This window comes from Holospora curviuscula (genome assembly GCF_002930195.1).
Classification (GTDB): Bacteria; Pseudomonadota; Alphaproteobacteria; order Holosporales; family Holosporaceae; genus Holospora; species Holospora curviuscula.
On the sequence record NZ_PHHC01000149.1, the window covers coordinates 1 to 15,503 of the forward strand.

Consider the following 15,503-nt stretch of genomic DNA (forward strand, 5'->3'; position numbering starts at 1 on the left):
GATCTGTTCTCGCAGGATAGAGTATTGTTTTTATAGGTCACGCCTAAAGGCTTTGGTGCATAGTGAATACCAGACTCGCTAATCCCTAATTTTTCGCCGCTTTCTCGACGATCGCTATCTGGAAACTGCTCTATATTATTTCTTAAATTGTCTTTGCTCAGGTTTTTTCAAGGCTGATTCCTGGTGCTTTGAGGCTGTCACTTCTTGCTCCATCTGAATATTGCTGTGCACAAAGCCGCTAACAATACCTCGGACATCCCATGCACCCTATTCCTAGGCGACCTAGGATCCTTTAGAGGTTTAAAATGATCTAAAACCCCTTCTTCTACTTCTTGCATTAACCTTACCTTAAATTGTTCACCATCCAAGGCATTACCTTATTATTTCTCTTTTTTCAAAATATTTATTTTCATGAGGTGACCCTAGCTTAATAAGGTTTCTGAGTTGTTTTTTCAGAAAGATTCTTTTAAAATCTAGAGTCTACGATAATTAATAAGTATAGAGTACATGTTTCACGACTTTATCGTTCATGGAAGAGACATGATGACTTTAGTGCAGACCCGTCTTCTATGGTTCATTCGAGCCTCTGTGTTTGTGATGAGCATTTTAGTTTTGCGGTTGTGTTGGGTTAGTATTACACACCGTAATCTTTCTCAGTTTTTGTATACAGAATCTATAAAAAGAAGAGTAATAATGGATATTCAGGGTAAAATTCTCGCCCACAGCTTACCTAGTTTTGCATTAGCTGCAAAACCTAAACTTATTGTCAACGTGAAAGAAGCAGTACGAGAATTACATAGCGTTTTGCCTTTTCTGTCTAAGGAAGTAATGTATCGACAACTCACTTCTAAAAAAACTTTTGTTTGGATTTGTCGTCAATTATCTCCGAAAATGCGTCTTAAAATTTTATCCTTGGGTATTGAAGGATTAGAACTCTTTAAAACTCAAAAACGCGTATATCCTTATGAACATTTATTCAGTCATGTTTTAGGAGCAGTGGACGTAGATCAACAAGGCATTTCTGGTGTGGAAAAGGGGTGCAATAAAGCAATTTTGGATCCAAAATATAAAAAAACTCCTCTTTATTTATCTCTGGACACACGGTTACAATATGTACTACGTAAAGAAATTTTATCCTGTATAAAAGAGTTTCAAGCTTGTGGAGGAAATGGTATCTTAGCAAATATTCATACTGGAGAAATTATGGCTATGGTTTCTCTGCCAGATTTTAACGCAAACTTAAAACATAGAGAATCTTTTGAACATATAATAAATCGTAATACAAGCGGCGTTTATGAGTTTGGATCCATCTTAAAAATTCATAATTTGGCTCTATTTTTAGATGAAAAAAAGGGAAGTCTGAACCGAGTTTTTGATGCTACACATCCTTTAGCGATTGGGAGATTTTTAGTAAAAGATTTTAAAGGAAAATGCCGGCCATTAACGGTTAAAGAGGGATTTCTTTACTCTTCTAACATTGTTAATGGAAAAATGGCATTAGATGTGGGAGTAACCGCACAACAAGCATTTTTTTCTAAATTATCTTTTTTCCGCCCTATTTTTTTGGAACTTTCGGAATATGCAACACCCATTATTCCTAAAAATTGGTCTAAAGCACGTTCGATTACTGCAGGGTATGGGTATGGCTTCTCAATCACACCATTACACATCGTGCAAAGCCTTCAAATTTTATTCAATGAAGGCAAAAAAGTTCCCTTAACAGTATTGAAACGTACTCGTCGACAAATTCCTTTTCCGTCTATCTTTAAGACGCGGGACCTTTCTCAAATTCTTGCGGAAGTGATGGAGATGGCGGTTAATACAGGACAAGCTCAGAAAGTAAAAACTAAATACTGCCGAGTAGGAGCAAAAACAGGTACTGCCAATACGTTGATTAAGGGAAGGTATAAAGAACATGAAAACTTAACGTCTTGCGTAGCAATATTTCCCATGCCAACGCCGTGTTATGTATTATTGATTACCATTGATCGTCCCAAAGGTAATGCTTCCACTCATTATTATCATACTGCAGGATGGATTGCAGCTCCTGTAGTACGTCGTATTATTGAGAAAATATCAGGTTTTTTAGGTATTATAGAAAGTTCAGAACATCAAAAATAATGATCAACACGCATTCCATATAAAAAATAACTCAAAATGAGATCGTTGAAGTCTGATAATTTTATCTTTAAAACATTTTCAAACTATACTTTATTAAGTGAGCCTGTATAAAGTGCTATGAAGGATATTATATTTCAATCATTTTAAGGTATATATTTAGGTATTGAAGCTTAAAATTTATCTTTTTGGCTTAATCGATCTATTATCCCCTTTAGGAAGTTAATTAATACAGACATCCGTGGTAAATTGAAACATATTGGATTCATGAACTCTGCAAATGAGTTTTAGGCACTTCTTACATAGAAAATCTTTTTCTATTTTTATCAAATGATAGGGCTGTGAGATAAAAAACTAGGAAATAGGGGGGTCTGATATGCTGTTTTTAAAAATGGGTGACTCGCTGTATAATTGACCGATGTTTGTTAGGGCGTCATACGGTGGGTAGCGTAAGCGTGCAAGTTAGCGATAAGCAAAAAATCGGGTAGTCAAATAATTAGGTAACCCAAAAAACGAAAAAGTGATAAAAATTTTATACCGAAAAAGTTGAACATAAAAGAAAACGTTGCGAAGATCAAAAGAGCTCTGTTTATAAGGAAAAATCATGACTTTATCAGCGAAATTTTTAATTATCTAATCAGAACTGTACAATAATTCTCATTTTAGCTTGAAGATAGGACTATAGGTGTTACACTTGTCAAAAAGTGACAAAAAGACAATACTGCCTAGACTTGAAAGAAAGCATAATAAAATACATAACATTCGGTAATGTTAAAAGACGCGGGAAACAATAGTTACGGTGAGAAAAAGTAGCGCAAGTAGAGGGTGGATACGCTAGAAAAAAGAAGAAGTCATTAAGCCTAAAGCACGATTAGGCAGAAAAAAAACTATAGATTTAAATCTGCTAAAACTGTGTATTGAACATAAAAAAGCTAAGACATGAAGAGAGCATTAGACAATGTAGCGCAAGCATTGCCTATGTCTATAAAAAGCTTAAAAAGTGAAGCTTTATCTGTAAAAAATCTTTTACCTCTGGAGAAGCGTGTGAAGAAATACATATCAAGAAAAACAACCAAAGATACAACGCCTGAAGGTATTGTATAGAGTGACGAGCGTAGTGTAGAGAGGACGCTTTGCACAGAAAAAGAGTCAGGTAAAAGAAGAAAAACACTGGGTTGGTAAGAAGCGTGGTAGATATTCTAAAAGGACCCATCGTATCGCTGGCAATCTATAGTACCCATAACGGATCTTGCACTATGAATCTTTTTAATCATTGAGGAGAACAGTATTTAATGATACCTCATTCCATAACTCTTATAAGACAAAAGAACTGATTGAATTGCTTGGCTGGATACTAGTGCTTTTAAGACTATATTCACCTAATCTGAATCCTATAGAGACATTCTAGGCTAATCTGAAATATATGAAGCGATAAATCGCTTTTTTCTCTACCTAGTTCAATATGATTGATTATAGCATGTTCTGAAGCTCAATATTCAGGTCAGTTTCGTACATTTTTTATTAATGCCTTACATATAAGCAAGTCTTAAGCGTACGAAGTTTTTACTACCGTCTTTAAAAATTTAGATTTAACAATCAAATGAAAAGTTTAGGATTTTTCAGATCCGCATTGTTTACATTTTAACATCGACAAAAATTACTTAAAGGTTCACTAAAATAACCTTAATATGTTTGTCATCCTTTTATTAAATGGCTCAAACAAAAAAACAAAAGGTATGCCAAATTATAAAAACCCTTTTTACGTAAGGATGCGCGACATCTAAAAAATATAAGTCAGATTCTAGATAATACGTTTCCTTAAACGCTCTAGCCAACACAAAACTTAAAATCTTTTTAGTGAGTAACCCATTTTTTGATTAGAGTTTCGAGAGCTTTCTGACAACAGACAAAGATTTTTTGGATACTAACAATGATTCCGCCATTGATGTCCATATTTCCTTAGGAAAATTATGTCTCAAAAGTACAAAGGTTTTGTATGTTAATCCGGGAAACCCTAGGACAACATGACATTCGATAAGACGATACAATGCCTCAGGAATTAAAACGCTTTTTGGATAGTCTTTAACGAAAAGAGAAAGGCGTTGAAATGCAGAAATAAATTCTCTCCGCTTCATGTAAGCCCTTATAATTAACATTTCTTTAGATGCCAGATGTTCTTGAATAAAATCAATTTTTATCTCAGCGTCCCGTGCATAATCACTGTAAGGAAAACGCTGACAAATTTCTTGAAATCCTTGAAGTGCCAAGACAGAATTTTCACTATCTCTCTCTGGAGAAAGCATGTCCGTGTAATAACACAGTGAACGCAGATAGTGCGCGTACACTGCACTAGGAGAGGCAGGGTGAAGCGCCAAAAAAGTTTCTAAAGTTGCAATGGCTTTAGGAAACTGCTGTGCTTTGAAGGCAGAATACGCGGACATAAGTTGGGAATGGGGAGCCCAAGAAGAGTAAGGATATTGACGCTCTACTTCATCAAAATTACTGGAGGCCTCTTTAAAATCTTCCTTTTTAAACTCCTCCATAGCTTTTTTGTATAATGTGGTGAGGGGCTTCTGCTCATAAATACGCTCTGAATCTCCACATCCCGATAAGTACATTATAGTGATTGTAAGATAAGGAAGCGCTTTCCATCTTCTTTGAGTTTTCCATGAATGTCGCATAGTTTCCTTTATTTTTAACACAACACTACTATTAGTATACTCATTTACCGTAGGTAACCAAATAGTAGTTTTCAGGAATCATCCCCAATGTCTTCCACCCCATCTGCTCTAATAAGTCTGAGTCTACTTCTCCATCAAACAAAGAAATTTTTTGCTCTAAATTTTGTTTCTTTTTTTGCAAAATTTTAACTTTCTCTCGCTTTTGCGCAAGAAGGGTACGTTTTTCTCTCCAAACAATACATCCTCGCCCTCCATACACGCTGTAATAAGAAAAATAAACGCTCATACCCAAAAAGAAAAGGCTTAGCCCCCAGTGTGCTTGCATAATCGACGAGAATCAGTAGATGGGAATACATCTTTTAAACATTTGTTTCGTATTACATCAGAATCTTTGAAACATTGCAAGTCCCCAAGAAATTAAAAAGTACTGTCGGAACCTTATTTGTTTAAGCGCAAAATAAAGTGTCTAAAGCTTTTTTTAAAAGTTATTTTCTAAATAATAATTAAAAACAATTTTAATTTTATGTAATCTATTCAATTTAAAATTAGTGAATAAACAAAATAAATTGATTTTTTATATGTTTTTAAAATATACTGTTCTATCAAGCAACACCTATATCTAAAGTTTTCATCTTAAAAAAGATATAGTAAATTGTAATTATGTGAAGAAAAAAAATGGATTATATAGTAATTTAGCGTGAAAATAGGATTTTAAAACAATTTAAGTAAGGCTTTATAGCATTAAGTACATTGAGTAATGGTACGGTTAATCCATCGTTTCATAGTAGCCCAGAATTTCTCAATGGAGTTCAAATCAGGTGCGAATATGGCGATGAAAAAACTGGCCCGCAGACAACCGATTCAATCACTGCTTTTGTTTTTTATAAGCGTTATAGAGTAAGACATGGCCTTTTTCCGGGTTTTAGTGCTTTGATTCAACACTATTTTCCCCAATAATTCAAAAAATCCGGATCGTAAACCCATTATGAGTACTATAGATTGATTATGCACTAAGCCAGCTATACTATATTAATCTAACTGAACAATGGGATTAGATTCATTGTTATTGTCAGAAAATGACAACAAAACAATAAAGCCCAGACTTCAATAAGAGAGGCATAGAATACATAAAAATTAGGTAATGATCAAAAAAAGCGTACAAATAGTTATGGTGAATAAAAGTAACGTAAGGAAGAGGATTGATCCAGTACTAAAAAAAATGAGTAATCAAGCTTAAAGCACAATTAGGAAGAAAAGGAACCATAGATCCAAATCAGCTAAAAATGTATATTAAAAACAAAAAAGATAAACTATGAGAAGAGATAACGCAAGCATTGCTTCTGTCTATAAAAGGCTTAAAAGTTAAGCTTTAGCGATAAAAAATCTTTATTTTTGGGAATGCTTGTCAAGAAATAAATATAACCAAATAACTATGAATAATTATTAATACCACGGTTTTCTGGGATAGTGATTAGAAACATTTCCTATACCCCACAAGCCAATACTTCTACAGAATCCGCAAGCAATCTAATGGCCCCTAAAGTAGAGCCCATTAAAGCGCCTATACCATTTGTTTTACTTTTGGAACGCCAATCCTGTTTTCCGTAACAAGGCTGCCCTTTTACAGAATACCCGTAAGGTCTTGGCATATCATGAGTCACTCCATGTTCATCAACTTTGCTGTTTAATTCATCACGCTTTTGATAGAATACAGATCTTTTTTCTGGATCAGTTTTTGGATGATTTAAGAGTTTTTTTATAGCGAACACCAAGACGTCTCAGGGTTTTCAAAATGTCAACAATGCTAACCCCACGCTCTGGCTGATAGGCATCAGGGGATCCATCGTGATATCGTGTTCTAAACAGTCCGTGTCAATTGTGCTGGCTGGTTTGTAGCGAACTAATTTCGATTTTAAACGCGTACTCTCTCTATAGTCTGCTGACCCATTCCAAAACCTTTACCAGAGTCTTCACAGCTCCCCCCTTCTTTCTTCTTAATGCCTACACCTTTACGAGGGAAATCCCATGAATACGACGTCTTTAAATATTCTTTTTTCTTCTATTATAATTATTCTATAGTGAGTGGGTTATATTAAGAAATAATCAACGATATAACGCCTAAAGTTATTGTATAGAATGACAAAAGTGATGCTGATATCGGTTTGAAAAAATAGGGGATGGGGTAAAATAAGCGAAAAGCGCTTAGATAAAAAGCGTGGTACATATTACAAAAAAACCCATAGTATAGGAGAATTAGTGAAGAATTAATTCATAGCACCTATGATGTTTAACAGGTCTTGCAATACAAATTTTTTTAATCATTGGGAAGAACAGTGTTGAATCAAAGCGCAAAAACCTAGCCTCATGATGGATCATGCCTCACTCTATAACCCTTATAAGACAAAAAAAGTGAGATTAAATCGGCTGGCTGCGAGCGAGTCTTTTTACTGCCATATTCGCCCCCGACCTGAACCCCATTGAAAAATTCTTGGCTAATATAAAACAATACTCAATGTACTGAACGATATAAGGCTTTACTTTAATTCTTTCAAATTCTACCTTCAAGATAAATTACTATAGTTACGCTAGAGTTGTTCTACACGGAATTCTATAGTAAAGTCTTGGAATAGAAAAGCAGAAAAAATTTTTTTTCTTATCCCAAAAGCTCTTTTTTTTTTAATGCTTTGTGGTAGAATTAAAGGCGTCGGCGGGGTAGCTCAGCTGGTTAGAGCAGCGGAATCATAATCCGCGGGTCGGGGGTTCAAGTCCCTCTCCCGCTATAAGCAAACAAAACACAGGATAAAAATTTATGACAGAAAAAAATTTGAAGGCGTTGGAGCGAGAGTTTGAAATTGGCTTGCAGGCACTGGAAAAAAAGTTCTTGGGTCTAAGGATAGGTCGTGCTCGACCAGAGCTTTTGGAAAATTTATCTGTAGAGATCTATGGGGGGAGACAGGCTTTGGGAACAGTAAGTAACATTTCAGCTCCTCAATCACAGCTCTTAGTAGTGGAAGTCTGGGATCGATCCATTAAAGATGCGGTCGAGAAAGCATTAAGAAAAGCGTCTTATAGCCCTAGTATAGAAGATAATCGATTTTCCGTTCCTATTCCTAGCCCGACGAAAGAGCGTAGAAATGAACTTATTAAAATTGCCTTTCAGTACGCAGAGGAAGTAAAAGTTGGATTTCGAAATCAAAGAAGAGCTGTATTAGATGGATTTGAAAAGCGTAAAAAAGAAGAGAATATCTCGGAAGACTTGGGACGTAAATTTAAGCAAGACGTAGACAAGATTACCAATAATTATGTGGAAAAAGTGGATGCGTTAGCAAAAACTCAAGAATCTATCGTGAAAAATATCTAACTACTCTTAAAGGTTTATATATTTTTTTAGAAAAAAAATAATTAAATAGGTGGAGTCTTTTTCTAGATGGTAAAACATATATTTCATCTCTGAGTTAAGATAGTGACTTAGTTAGAAATTGGCATTAAAACATACAGAGTTTCTCGGTTGACGTCTTGAAACACTACGGGATTTTGACCTTTTGTAGCCTTCATAGTCATAATGTTTCCTCTTGAATGCTGACAAATTTCTGAAAGATAGCGAATGTTAAAGATTAGAGTAAATTCTTCTCCATCATAACTGATTTTCACAACTTCCTTCGCAGAACCTTGAGCACTGTTGGCAGAAAGGGTCAATCCATTGGGATGAAACATCAACTTTACAGATCGTGTACGTTCTTCAATAACCATTCCCACACGATCTAAACTTTTCATCAATTCTTTAGGATCAAATTTTACAGAAAAGATATGATTTTGAGGAATAGCGCTCATATAGTCTGGGAATCGATCAATGAGCAAGCGAGAAAAAAACTGAAATTTGGTGCCTTGTAATGAAATTTGATTGGAAGAAAAGCGAAAAGAAACTTGTTCACCAGGATCACTTTCTAATAATTTCACCATGCTTTGTATGGTGCGTCGTCCAATGACTAAAAGGGAAGCTCCAACAGGAATCTTGGGTTCATTAATCACGATATTGGTTAACTGACTTAAAGCTAAGCGATGTCCGTCGGTTGCCACTACATTACAAAAAATCTCTTTTTGATTATTTTCACGAAAATGAAAACATGTTCCTGCTAACGCATAGCGCGTTTCTTCTGTAGCGATACAAAAACTTGTATCTTTAATGACATCTGCTAAAAGCCCTGGATGAATAGAGAGCTCAAAGGGAAGATCTTGGGTTTCCATCAAGGGAAACTCAGCGACAGGAAGTGTAGGTAAGCGAAACTCTGCAGCACCACCACGAATAGTAACATAGTCTTCAAACCCTTCTAAGGTTACCCATTGATCGTCTATTTTACGGACAATCTCGTAAAGAAGATGGGCACACACTACACTGGAGCCAGGAGATTCAAAAGGTTTGATAACTTCTTTTTCCCACAGACTCATTTCCATATCTGTACCATGCACAGAAAGAATAGGCTCTCCTTGCTTGGAATAGTTAGCCTCTATGAGAATATGAGACAGAATAGGAACAGTAGTGCTTCTTCGGTTAATTAAAGACTGTTGATGGGTTAAAATTTTAGAGAAAAGAGATTTTTCTACGGATATTCTCATAAATGCTTCCAAATTAATAACATGTATACAATATATATTTAATATATCAACGTTCTAACGTTTTACGCAAGAGTGCAACATCCTCTTGAAGACTTTTGTCTTTTTGCAATAAAATTTCGATAGTAGAAATTCCATGCATTACTGTTGTGTGATCTCTTCCTCCAAAGCATTTTCCGATATGCGGAAGAGAAGCGGTGGTAAGTTTTTTTGATAAAAACATAGCAACCTGACGGGGGCGAACAATATTTCGAAGTCTTTTTGCAGAATTCAAATCGGAAATTTTTAAGTTGTAAAACTCTGAAACCTTTTTTTGAATCAATTCCACCGTTAGTTCTGTTTCATAGGGACGCAACACATCTTTTAAAATTTCTTGCACTAAAGGAAGAGTTAACGTTTTTCCCACTAAGCTTCCATGAGCGGCAACCCGAAGTAATGCACCTTCCAACTCTCGAACGTTAGAAGAGATTTTATTGGCAAGAAAATCTAAAATGTTGGGATCCATCATAATTTTTAAAAAAGCAGCTTTAGATTGAAGAATCCCTAGACGCAGCTCATATGTGGTAGGGTGCAAATCTGCCACCAATCCCCAACTTAATCTCGACTTCATACGCTCTTTTAAATCCAGATCTGTAGGAGACTTGTCTGCAGAAATAATGATCTGACGTTTTTGATCCACCAACGCATTAAAGGTATGAAAAAATTCTTCCTGAGTAGAATCTTTACCACTAATAAACTGCACATCATCAATAATAAGAACATGAACAGAGCGAAAATGCTCTTTAAACGCCATCACATTCTTATACCTTAGCGAGCGTACAAAATCGTACATAAATTTCTCCGCTGAAAGATAAAGTACACGTTTTTTATACTGAGATCGTTCTAAAATATGATGGGCAATACTGTGCATCAAATGGGTTTTTCCATGACCTACAGGTCCATACAAAAATAATGGATTATAAACTGCTTCATCGCACTCAGCTACCCGTCGAGCTGCGGCGTGAGCAAATTCGTTGGGCTTTCCTACAATAAAATTATCAAAAGTTAGTTTAGGATCTAACGCATATCCGGATAAAGAAAACTCTTGTGGACTTTGTGTATTTTCTTTTGGGTACTCATCATGTCGTGAAAAAGATTCTTCTGACTCATGCTGTGCTACACTTAAAGAATTTGTTCCTTCTGCTACTATCACAATCTGATGACAGCGAGCATATTTGCGTTTCAAAAGCGATAAGATTAAATCTATATAGTGTTTTTCAATCCAGTCTTTCACAAACAAAGAGGGCGCTGCAAGGACCAAAACTCCCTCTTGAAAAGATTTTGTCTCTAACTGCGCAAACCAATCTCGGTATACAGACTGACCAAAATATTCAGATAATAACGCTCTCCACTCGGGATCGGATGAATCTGAACGTGCATCCCTTGTGAAAAAAATTGGGTCCAAACTCATATTACATCCCCAGTTTTAAAAAATACTACCCGATTTTTATCAAGGAGTAACTGCATTTAGTTTTTTCATCAAACGGCTCACGCGGCGTGCGGCACTTCTCGGGTGAATAATATTCTTCGCAGCAGATTGTGCAAGAATTTTTTGCGCAGCACGAACTTCTTGAAACGCTTCATCGAAATTAAGATGTTCTGGAGAAGCGCTTAGTGTTTGACGGGTTTTTTTTAAAAAAGTTCGTAAACGCTGTAAATGCGAATGATTTTGTTGACGTACCCGAAAGTCTCGGCGTAATCTTTTTTTTGGAGAAATATGATAGGGCATAAATTTTCACGTTTTACAATCTCTTTATACCCTAGGAGAATTTTGAAAAAAAATCAATGGCTTTGGACGCAATTTATGACTCAATGTTGCCAATTATCTTCTACATCGTGTCTTAAAAGTTTAATACTTATAGATTTAAAAAAGATCCACTGCATGACAATGTCCTTAAAAAAAGTTTTGTCGTTGAAAAAAAATTATGTATTGGCTAAGTGAGACTTTTTTTAACGATCATTTTTTTTCACGAGCTATAATGCTACACTGACCAATATTAATAACTGTATAATTGTTCTGGTATGCCGTATCATTTAAATTTAGAAGCAGTCCTTGAAATGCCTTGTCCTCTGATCTGTATTGCTGGGTCCACAGCTTCTGGAAAAAGTGCTCTTGCCTTTCAAATCGCCCAACAATACAATGGTGTTATTATTAATGCAGACAGTCAACAAATGTACCAAGGATTACCTTTGTTAACTGCCCAACCCTCTTTAAAAGAAAGAAAAGAAGTATCCCACACACTATACGACTGTGTTCCCAATGAAGCTCCAGGTCGACATGTTATGGAGTGGATTGACGATGTGGTCATCCTAGTGCATCGATGCCATACCTCAGGATATTTGCCTATAGTAGTAGGAGGTACAGGGTTCTATCTCTACGCGTTGGAAGAAGGGTTAAGCCCATTTCCTGCGGTAAAACGAATGACTCCATCAGAGCTTCTAGAGCATTCTACAGATCAATCCCTTTATGAACGGTTAATTCAGGTGGATCCTGTTTCTGCTAAACGTATTCCTAAAGAGGATAAACAGCGAATTTTAAGAGCACTCTGTGTCTATTCTTCAACTCAAGCTCCTTTATCTTATTGGCAAGAAATGCCAAAAATAAAGTTTCTTTCCCATTGCTTTTGGCACAAAATTTATATGCACGGTGAAAAGTCTGTAATACAACACCGAATTCAAACGCGTTTTAAACAGGCATGTTTTCAAGGGTTATGTGATGAAATTTCTAAATTTTCCCTTACACCAGCCTCTCCGCTAAGTCGATCTATTGGAATAAAGTCTCTAAAATCCTGGCAAAATGATGAACGTTCTTGGCAAGATGCTAAGACTTCCTTTTTAACAGAAACGTGGCACTACGCAAAACGTCAACGCACCTGGTTTAAACGCTATTTCACTGCAGATCACATCATTACCCTGGAATAGTTTGTTTGCCTAGGTAGTGTAGTCACGAGATAGAAACATAGCAAAAATGCATTCCAGGTATTACATCAGAAACAAGGTATTGATTGACTAGAGATTCATTGAACTACAAGGTCTAGATCTTGGAGTGATAACGTAAAAGATAATAAAATTTTTATGCATACAATATGGATGCCACTTAAAGCAGTGCCGTGGAGAGAGTTTCCCTCTGATTATGCTATGTGGAGCGTACGCATCTCCGGTTTACAAGGTGGAGAGATAAAAAAATAGGGGGAAATATTTTACTGGGAGCCCTTAAAAAGGGTTCACCTTCGTCTCCGTTCGCACCAATAGATTAGCATTCTCCAAAGAAAGGAAAGGCTATTGAAAGCATGAATATAATTTTTTAAGCATTACCTTTATTAGTTTTATAGAAAATCCAAGTGCTATAACACGTCATGCGCTATGGAGTTTGCTCTTTTGATGCTCTTTGTTCGTTAGGTTATCTGTATTTTAGAAATTCCAAAAGTTTTCTTTCGCCTGTGTAAACCATACTCACTTGAGTATATTCAAGGTGACGAAAGAGCTTAATGTAAGACTGCGATTCAAGAAGGGGCATGCTGAATTTTTGATAAATATACTTCTCCCACCTTTTCAATAGATCAGTGATGTTGAAAGGGGCTTGTGTTTGGGGGAATGAAAATTTCTCTACACAATGCTGTACTAAACCATGGTCCTTATAGACCGAATTATACTTTAACAGAAACGTCCCCTAAAAATTTATATTAGACTCGATGAGTAAGAAACTTCTTATTTTTTCTGATCCAATGTGTCTTTTTCGTGGAAGCTATAGAAATCCTATCTTTAAGGTTCACGATGCCAGCGATAATCTTAAATTAGAGGGTGTAACGTGTACGTTGATTGCGCTGGACAAAGATTTTCAAGGGTGTTATAGCACTAAAATGCGCTCTACAATGTGACCTGGATGAGAGTCTAGGTATAGGTTTTGTCTTCCGCATCCAGGCTATGTAAGAAAACTCCCCATGACGATGCCTATCCGCAATGCCTTGAGCGCAAGGTTCTTTTTCTTTTCCAAAAGTAGGATTTTTCTGCTTTTTCTGCACCCTAAATAAGGCTTCTCTGTGGAGTCGCTAATCAGGTTTTCCACTGCTTATTATGATAGGTTTTACATAGGTGAATGGCCATAATAAGAAAAAAAAGGCTCAAGACGGTGTAAAATGCGGCATCCCCGGAGAATCCTTGATGCCAAACATGGCGTCCATAGCTTCGATCGTTGAACAAAAGCATCAAAGTCATGTCTTCAAGCGCCAATGTTTAGTGGCCACCGGGGTGTTTGTCCTGGGCTAAAACACGAAAAGCCAAAAATGTACCTCACCTTCTCTATGCTTTCCTCAAACTTTTTCACTGAGATACCAAAAAACCATAAAATAAAGTTTATCTTCTTGGCCTAGCGTGTTCAGTACAAAGTTTAGGGGCTCAAAACCTTTACTCTCAATGTTATTAGAAGTTTTCCTTTGATATGCTATAAGACCAAGGTCTTACAATTTTAATCCTTCTAATTGCTCTTTTAGACTATTCGTATACGGGGTGTCTGCTTCCATATGTTTTTCTTGAGCTTCTGCTGCCTTCAGCTTCTCCAGCGCTGTTAGAATAGCATCGGAAAAACACTTTTCTAAGCTCTTGAGTTCAGCTAGCTCATTCGTATGCGGAAACTCTTGTACCATACGCTTTGCTAGCTTTTCTTGTAATTTTTTTATAGATGTACCTTTTTGAGCTGCAAAATAATTAAATAAATTAAATATAGGTTCTTTCATAAGAAGTGCTTTTTCACGTATAGTTTTTTCATAAAAAGTTCCTTCTTGACGCGGACCTTCTTCTGGAAATTGTTCGATTTTTTGAGAAATTTCTTGCCATGCGTTGATTAAAACTTCTTTTTGATCTTTAGAACGGAGTCCTAAAAAAACATCAAATGCTCGATTGCATGACCGAAAAGGCGCAAAACCAGTAATTAAGTCGTTAATTGTTAATACCTCGTCGCACATCACTTCATATTTATCAGTTTCTTGATAGGACCATCTTGACATAAATGATGTAGAGCAGCTAGGGTCTGAGGTGCTAGGGATAATCATGCTTTCCATGAACTGTACTAAATTGTTTATAACTTTTTTAGTGTGGTGAGAAATAATATAAGATTTTTTTTGACTTCTATATTTTGAATCCCTTTTACAGAAAAAGCACTTTTGGGTGCAAACATCCAAAACATTAATAAAACAGTGTATATTTTTTGCATAGTGTGTGAATTAATTTAATACTTTACTTTCAAATAGTAAACAATTTTTAAACTAATGTCAATACTTCGTAAAAATAAAGTTTATACTAGACTCGATGAGTAAGAAACTTCTTATTTTGCTAAGCCAATGTGTCTTTTTCGTGAAAGCTATAGAAATCCTATCTTTAAGGTTCACGATGCCAGCGATAATCTTAAATTAGAGGGTGTAACGTGTACGTTGATTGCGCTGGACAAAGAGTTTCAAGGGTGTCATAGCACTAAAATGCGCTCTACAATGTGACCTGGATGAGAGTCTAGGTATAGGTTTTGTCTTCCGCATCCAGGCTATGTAAGAAAACTCCCCATGACGATGCCTATCCGCACTGTCTTGATGCCCTGAATCTGACATAAAGTAAAGTTCAGCATCTTTGTGTGGACATTTTTTGTCCTTAAGTCTTGAGCGCAAGATGATTTTTCTTTCCCAAAAAGTAGGATTTTTCTGCTTTTTCTCCCCCCTAATAAACTGCTTTGTTGGGTTGGTGATCCAATTTTTCTATCGCTTTCTCTGATGGTGCACCCAACTAACTATAGAATGGTTATAAAGAATAGCGCGTCAATTGAACACTTTCTAGAGCGTCGTATTTGTTTAGCCTAATTCCATTGTTGTCAGGAGAATACGGAAGATCAATAAAAGAAAACATGACCAGCGCTTTCACTCATCGGCTGCCTATCTTTTCTCTTGTGGAAAAAAGCATTGTTCATGACACTACCCCTTTTGTTTTTCCCCCCCATCATGAATCCCTTACAACGCCTTCCCTTCCAAGAATAGCTGTGCGTCCGTGGCATATTCTGGGACTTTTCGCTAA

The 15,503-nt window shown here is 36.2% G+C and carries 14 protein-coding genes and 1 tRNA gene; 6 read left to right on the top strand and 9 right to left on the bottom strand.

The window, feature by feature from the left end; all coding sequences use genetic code 11:
* Nucleotides 1-161 (bottom strand): IS630 transposase-related protein (locus HCUR_RS10370; RefSeq protein ID WP_423751904.1); only part of this gene is annotated, 161 nt, incomplete at its 3' end.
* A gap of 346 nt (nt 162-507) precedes the next feature.
* Here HCUR_RS10370 and HCUR_RS07495 point away from each other — a divergent pair.
* Together HCUR_RS07495 and HCUR_RS08910 are read left to right on the top strand one after the other, a co-directional pair.
* Nucleotides 508-2,121, top strand: a complete 1,614-nt coding sequence (locus HCUR_RS07495; RefSeq protein ID WP_104207449.1) for a peptidoglycan D,D-transpeptidase FtsI family protein — start codon at nt 508-510, stop codon at nt 2,119-2,121.
* 936 nt (nt 2,122-3,057) lie between these two features.
* Nucleotides 3,058-3,222 carry a hypothetical protein gene (locus HCUR_RS08910; protein WP_165780876.1) on the top strand — a complete coding sequence of 55 codons (165 nt, stop codon included), beginning with the start codon at nt 3,058-3,060 and terminating at the stop codon, nt 3,220-3,222.
* Nucleotides 3,223-3,995: 773 nt separating this feature from the next.
* Here the strand turns inward: HCUR_RS08910 and HCUR_RS07500 are convergent.
* The 3 genes from HCUR_RS07500 to HCUR_RS07510 all read right to left on the bottom strand — a co-directional run bounded on the left by HCUR_RS07500 (nt 3,996) and on the right by HCUR_RS07510 (nt 6,568).
* Complete coding sequence (locus HCUR_RS07500; protein ID WP_129591982.1) at nt 3,996-4,820, bottom strand: outer membrane protein assembly factor BamD; 825 nt, start codon at nt 4,818-4,820, stop codon at nt 3,996-3,998.
* Nucleotides 4,821-4,839: 19 nt separating this feature from the next.
* On the bottom strand, nt 4,840-5,124 hold the full coding sequence (locus tag HCUR_RS07505) for a hypothetical protein (protein ID WP_104207451.1): 285 nt from the start codon (nt 5,122-5,124) through the stop codon (nt 4,840-4,842).
* Nucleotides 5,125-6,283: 1,159 nt separating this feature from the next.
* Nucleotides 6,284-6,568: a hypothetical protein gene (locus HCUR_RS07510; protein ID WP_104207452.1), complete on the bottom strand. Its 285-nt coding sequence runs from the start codon at nt 6,566-6,568 to the stop codon at nt 6,284-6,286.
* A gap of 937 nt (nt 6,569-7,505) precedes the next feature.
* Between HCUR_RS07510 and HCUR_RS07515 the strand changes: the two genes are divergently transcribed.
* Both HCUR_RS07515 and HCUR_RS07520 read left to right on the top strand, forming a co-directional pair.
* A tRNA-Met gene (locus HCUR_RS07515) sits at nt 7,506-7,579 on the top strand.
* 29 nt (nt 7,580-7,608) lie between these two features.
* On the top strand, nt 7,609-8,160 hold the full coding sequence (locus HCUR_RS07520; RefSeq protein ID WP_104207453.1) for a ribosome-recycling factor: 552 nt from the start codon (nt 7,609-7,611) through the stop codon (nt 8,158-8,160).
* A 107-nt stretch (nt 8,161-8,267) separates the two neighbouring features.
* Here HCUR_RS07520 and dnaN read toward each other — a convergent pair whose 3' ends face one another.
* The 3 genes from dnaN to rpsT are packed head-to-tail and all read right to left on the bottom strand — an operon-like array spanning nt 8,268 to nt 11,178.
* Nucleotides 8,268-9,413: a DNA polymerase III subunit beta gene (gene dnaN, locus HCUR_RS07525; RefSeq protein ID WP_104207454.1), complete on the bottom strand. Its 1,146-nt coding sequence runs from the start codon at nt 9,411-9,413 to the stop codon at nt 8,268-8,270.
* Nucleotides 9,414-9,459: 46 nt separating this feature from the next.
* Nucleotides 9,460-10,860 (bottom strand): chromosomal replication initiator protein DnaA, encoded by a 1,401-nt coding sequence (dnaA, locus tag HCUR_RS07530; RefSeq protein ID WP_104207455.1) that lies wholly within the window; start codon nt 10,858-10,860, stop codon nt 9,460-9,462.
* A gap of 39 nt (nt 10,861-10,899) precedes the next feature.
* Entirely contained in the window at nt 10,900-11,178 is a 279-nt protein-coding gene (rpsT, locus tag HCUR_RS07535; protein WP_104207456.1) for a 30S ribosomal protein S20, read from the bottom strand.
* A gap of 293 nt (nt 11,179-11,471) precedes the next feature.
* Here rpsT and miaA point away from each other — a divergent pair, with 293 nt between their 5' ends.
* Both miaA and HCUR_RS07545 read left to right on the top strand, forming a co-directional pair.
* Nucleotides 11,472-12,371, top strand: a complete 900-nt coding sequence (gene miaA / locus HCUR_RS07540) for a tRNA (adenosine(37)-N6)-dimethylallyltransferase MiaA (RefSeq protein ID WP_104207457.1) — start codon at nt 11,472-11,474, stop codon at nt 12,369-12,371.
* Between the two features lie 770 nt (nt 12,372-13,141).
* Nucleotides 13,142-13,327, top strand: a complete 186-nt coding sequence (locus HCUR_RS07545) for a hypothetical protein (RefSeq protein WP_104207458.1) — start codon at nt 13,142-13,144, stop codon at nt 13,325-13,327.
* A gap of 175 nt (nt 13,328-13,502) precedes the next feature.
* Here HCUR_RS07545 and HCUR_RS08915 read toward each other — a convergent pair whose 3' ends face one another.
* A complete protein-coding gene (locus HCUR_RS08915) occupies nt 13,503-13,679 on the bottom strand; it encodes a hypothetical protein (protein ID WP_207760997.1) in 177 nt (58 codons plus the stop codon).
* Nucleotides 13,680-13,906: 227 nt separating this feature from the next.
* Nucleotides 13,907-14,452, bottom strand: coding sequence for a hypothetical protein (locus HCUR_RS07550; RefSeq protein ID WP_129591984.1), 546 nt, complete (start codon nt 14,450-14,452; stop codon nt 13,907-13,909).
* Nucleotides 14,453-15,503: the final 1,051 nt, after the last annotated feature.

Bases quoted from the DNA above. Each gene is read 5' to 3' on its own strand.
- HCUR_RS07495 (WP_104207449.1), top strand. From the start codon at position 508: ATGTTTCACGACTTTATCGTTCATGGAAGAGACATGATGACTTTAGTG.
- HCUR_RS08910 (WP_165780876.1), top strand. From the start codon at position 3,058: ATGAAGAGAGCATTAGACAATGTAGCGCAAGCATTGCCTATGTCTATA.
- HCUR_RS07505 (WP_104207451.1), bottom strand. From the start codon at position 5,124: ATGCAAGCACACTGGGGGCTAAGCCTTTTCTTTTTGGGTATGAGCGTT.
- HCUR_RS07520 (WP_104207453.1), top strand. From the start codon at position 7,609: ATGACAGAAAAAAATTTGAAGGCGTTGGAGCGAGAGTTTGAAATTGGC.
- dnaN (WP_104207454.1), bottom strand. From the start codon at position 9,413: ATGAGAATATCCGTAGAAAAATCTCTTTTCTCTAAAATTTTAACCCAT.
- dnaA (WP_104207455.1), bottom strand. From the start codon at position 10,860: ATGAGTTTGGACCCAATTTTTTTCACAAGGGATGCACGTTCAGATTCA.
- rpsT (WP_104207456.1), bottom strand. From the start codon at position 11,178: ATGCCCTATCATATTTCTCCAAAAAAAAGATTACGCCGAGACTTTCGG.
- miaA (WP_104207457.1), top strand. From the start codon at position 11,472: ATGCCGTATCATTTAAATTTAGAAGCAGTCCTTGAAATGCCTTGTCCT.
- HCUR_RS07545 (WP_104207458.1), top strand. From the start codon at position 13,142: ATGAGTAAGAAACTTCTTATTTTTTCTGATCCAATGTGTCTTTTTCGT.
- HCUR_RS07550 (WP_129591984.1), bottom strand. From the start codon at position 14,452: ATGTCAAGATGGTCCTATCAAGAAACTGATAAATATGAAGTGATGTGC.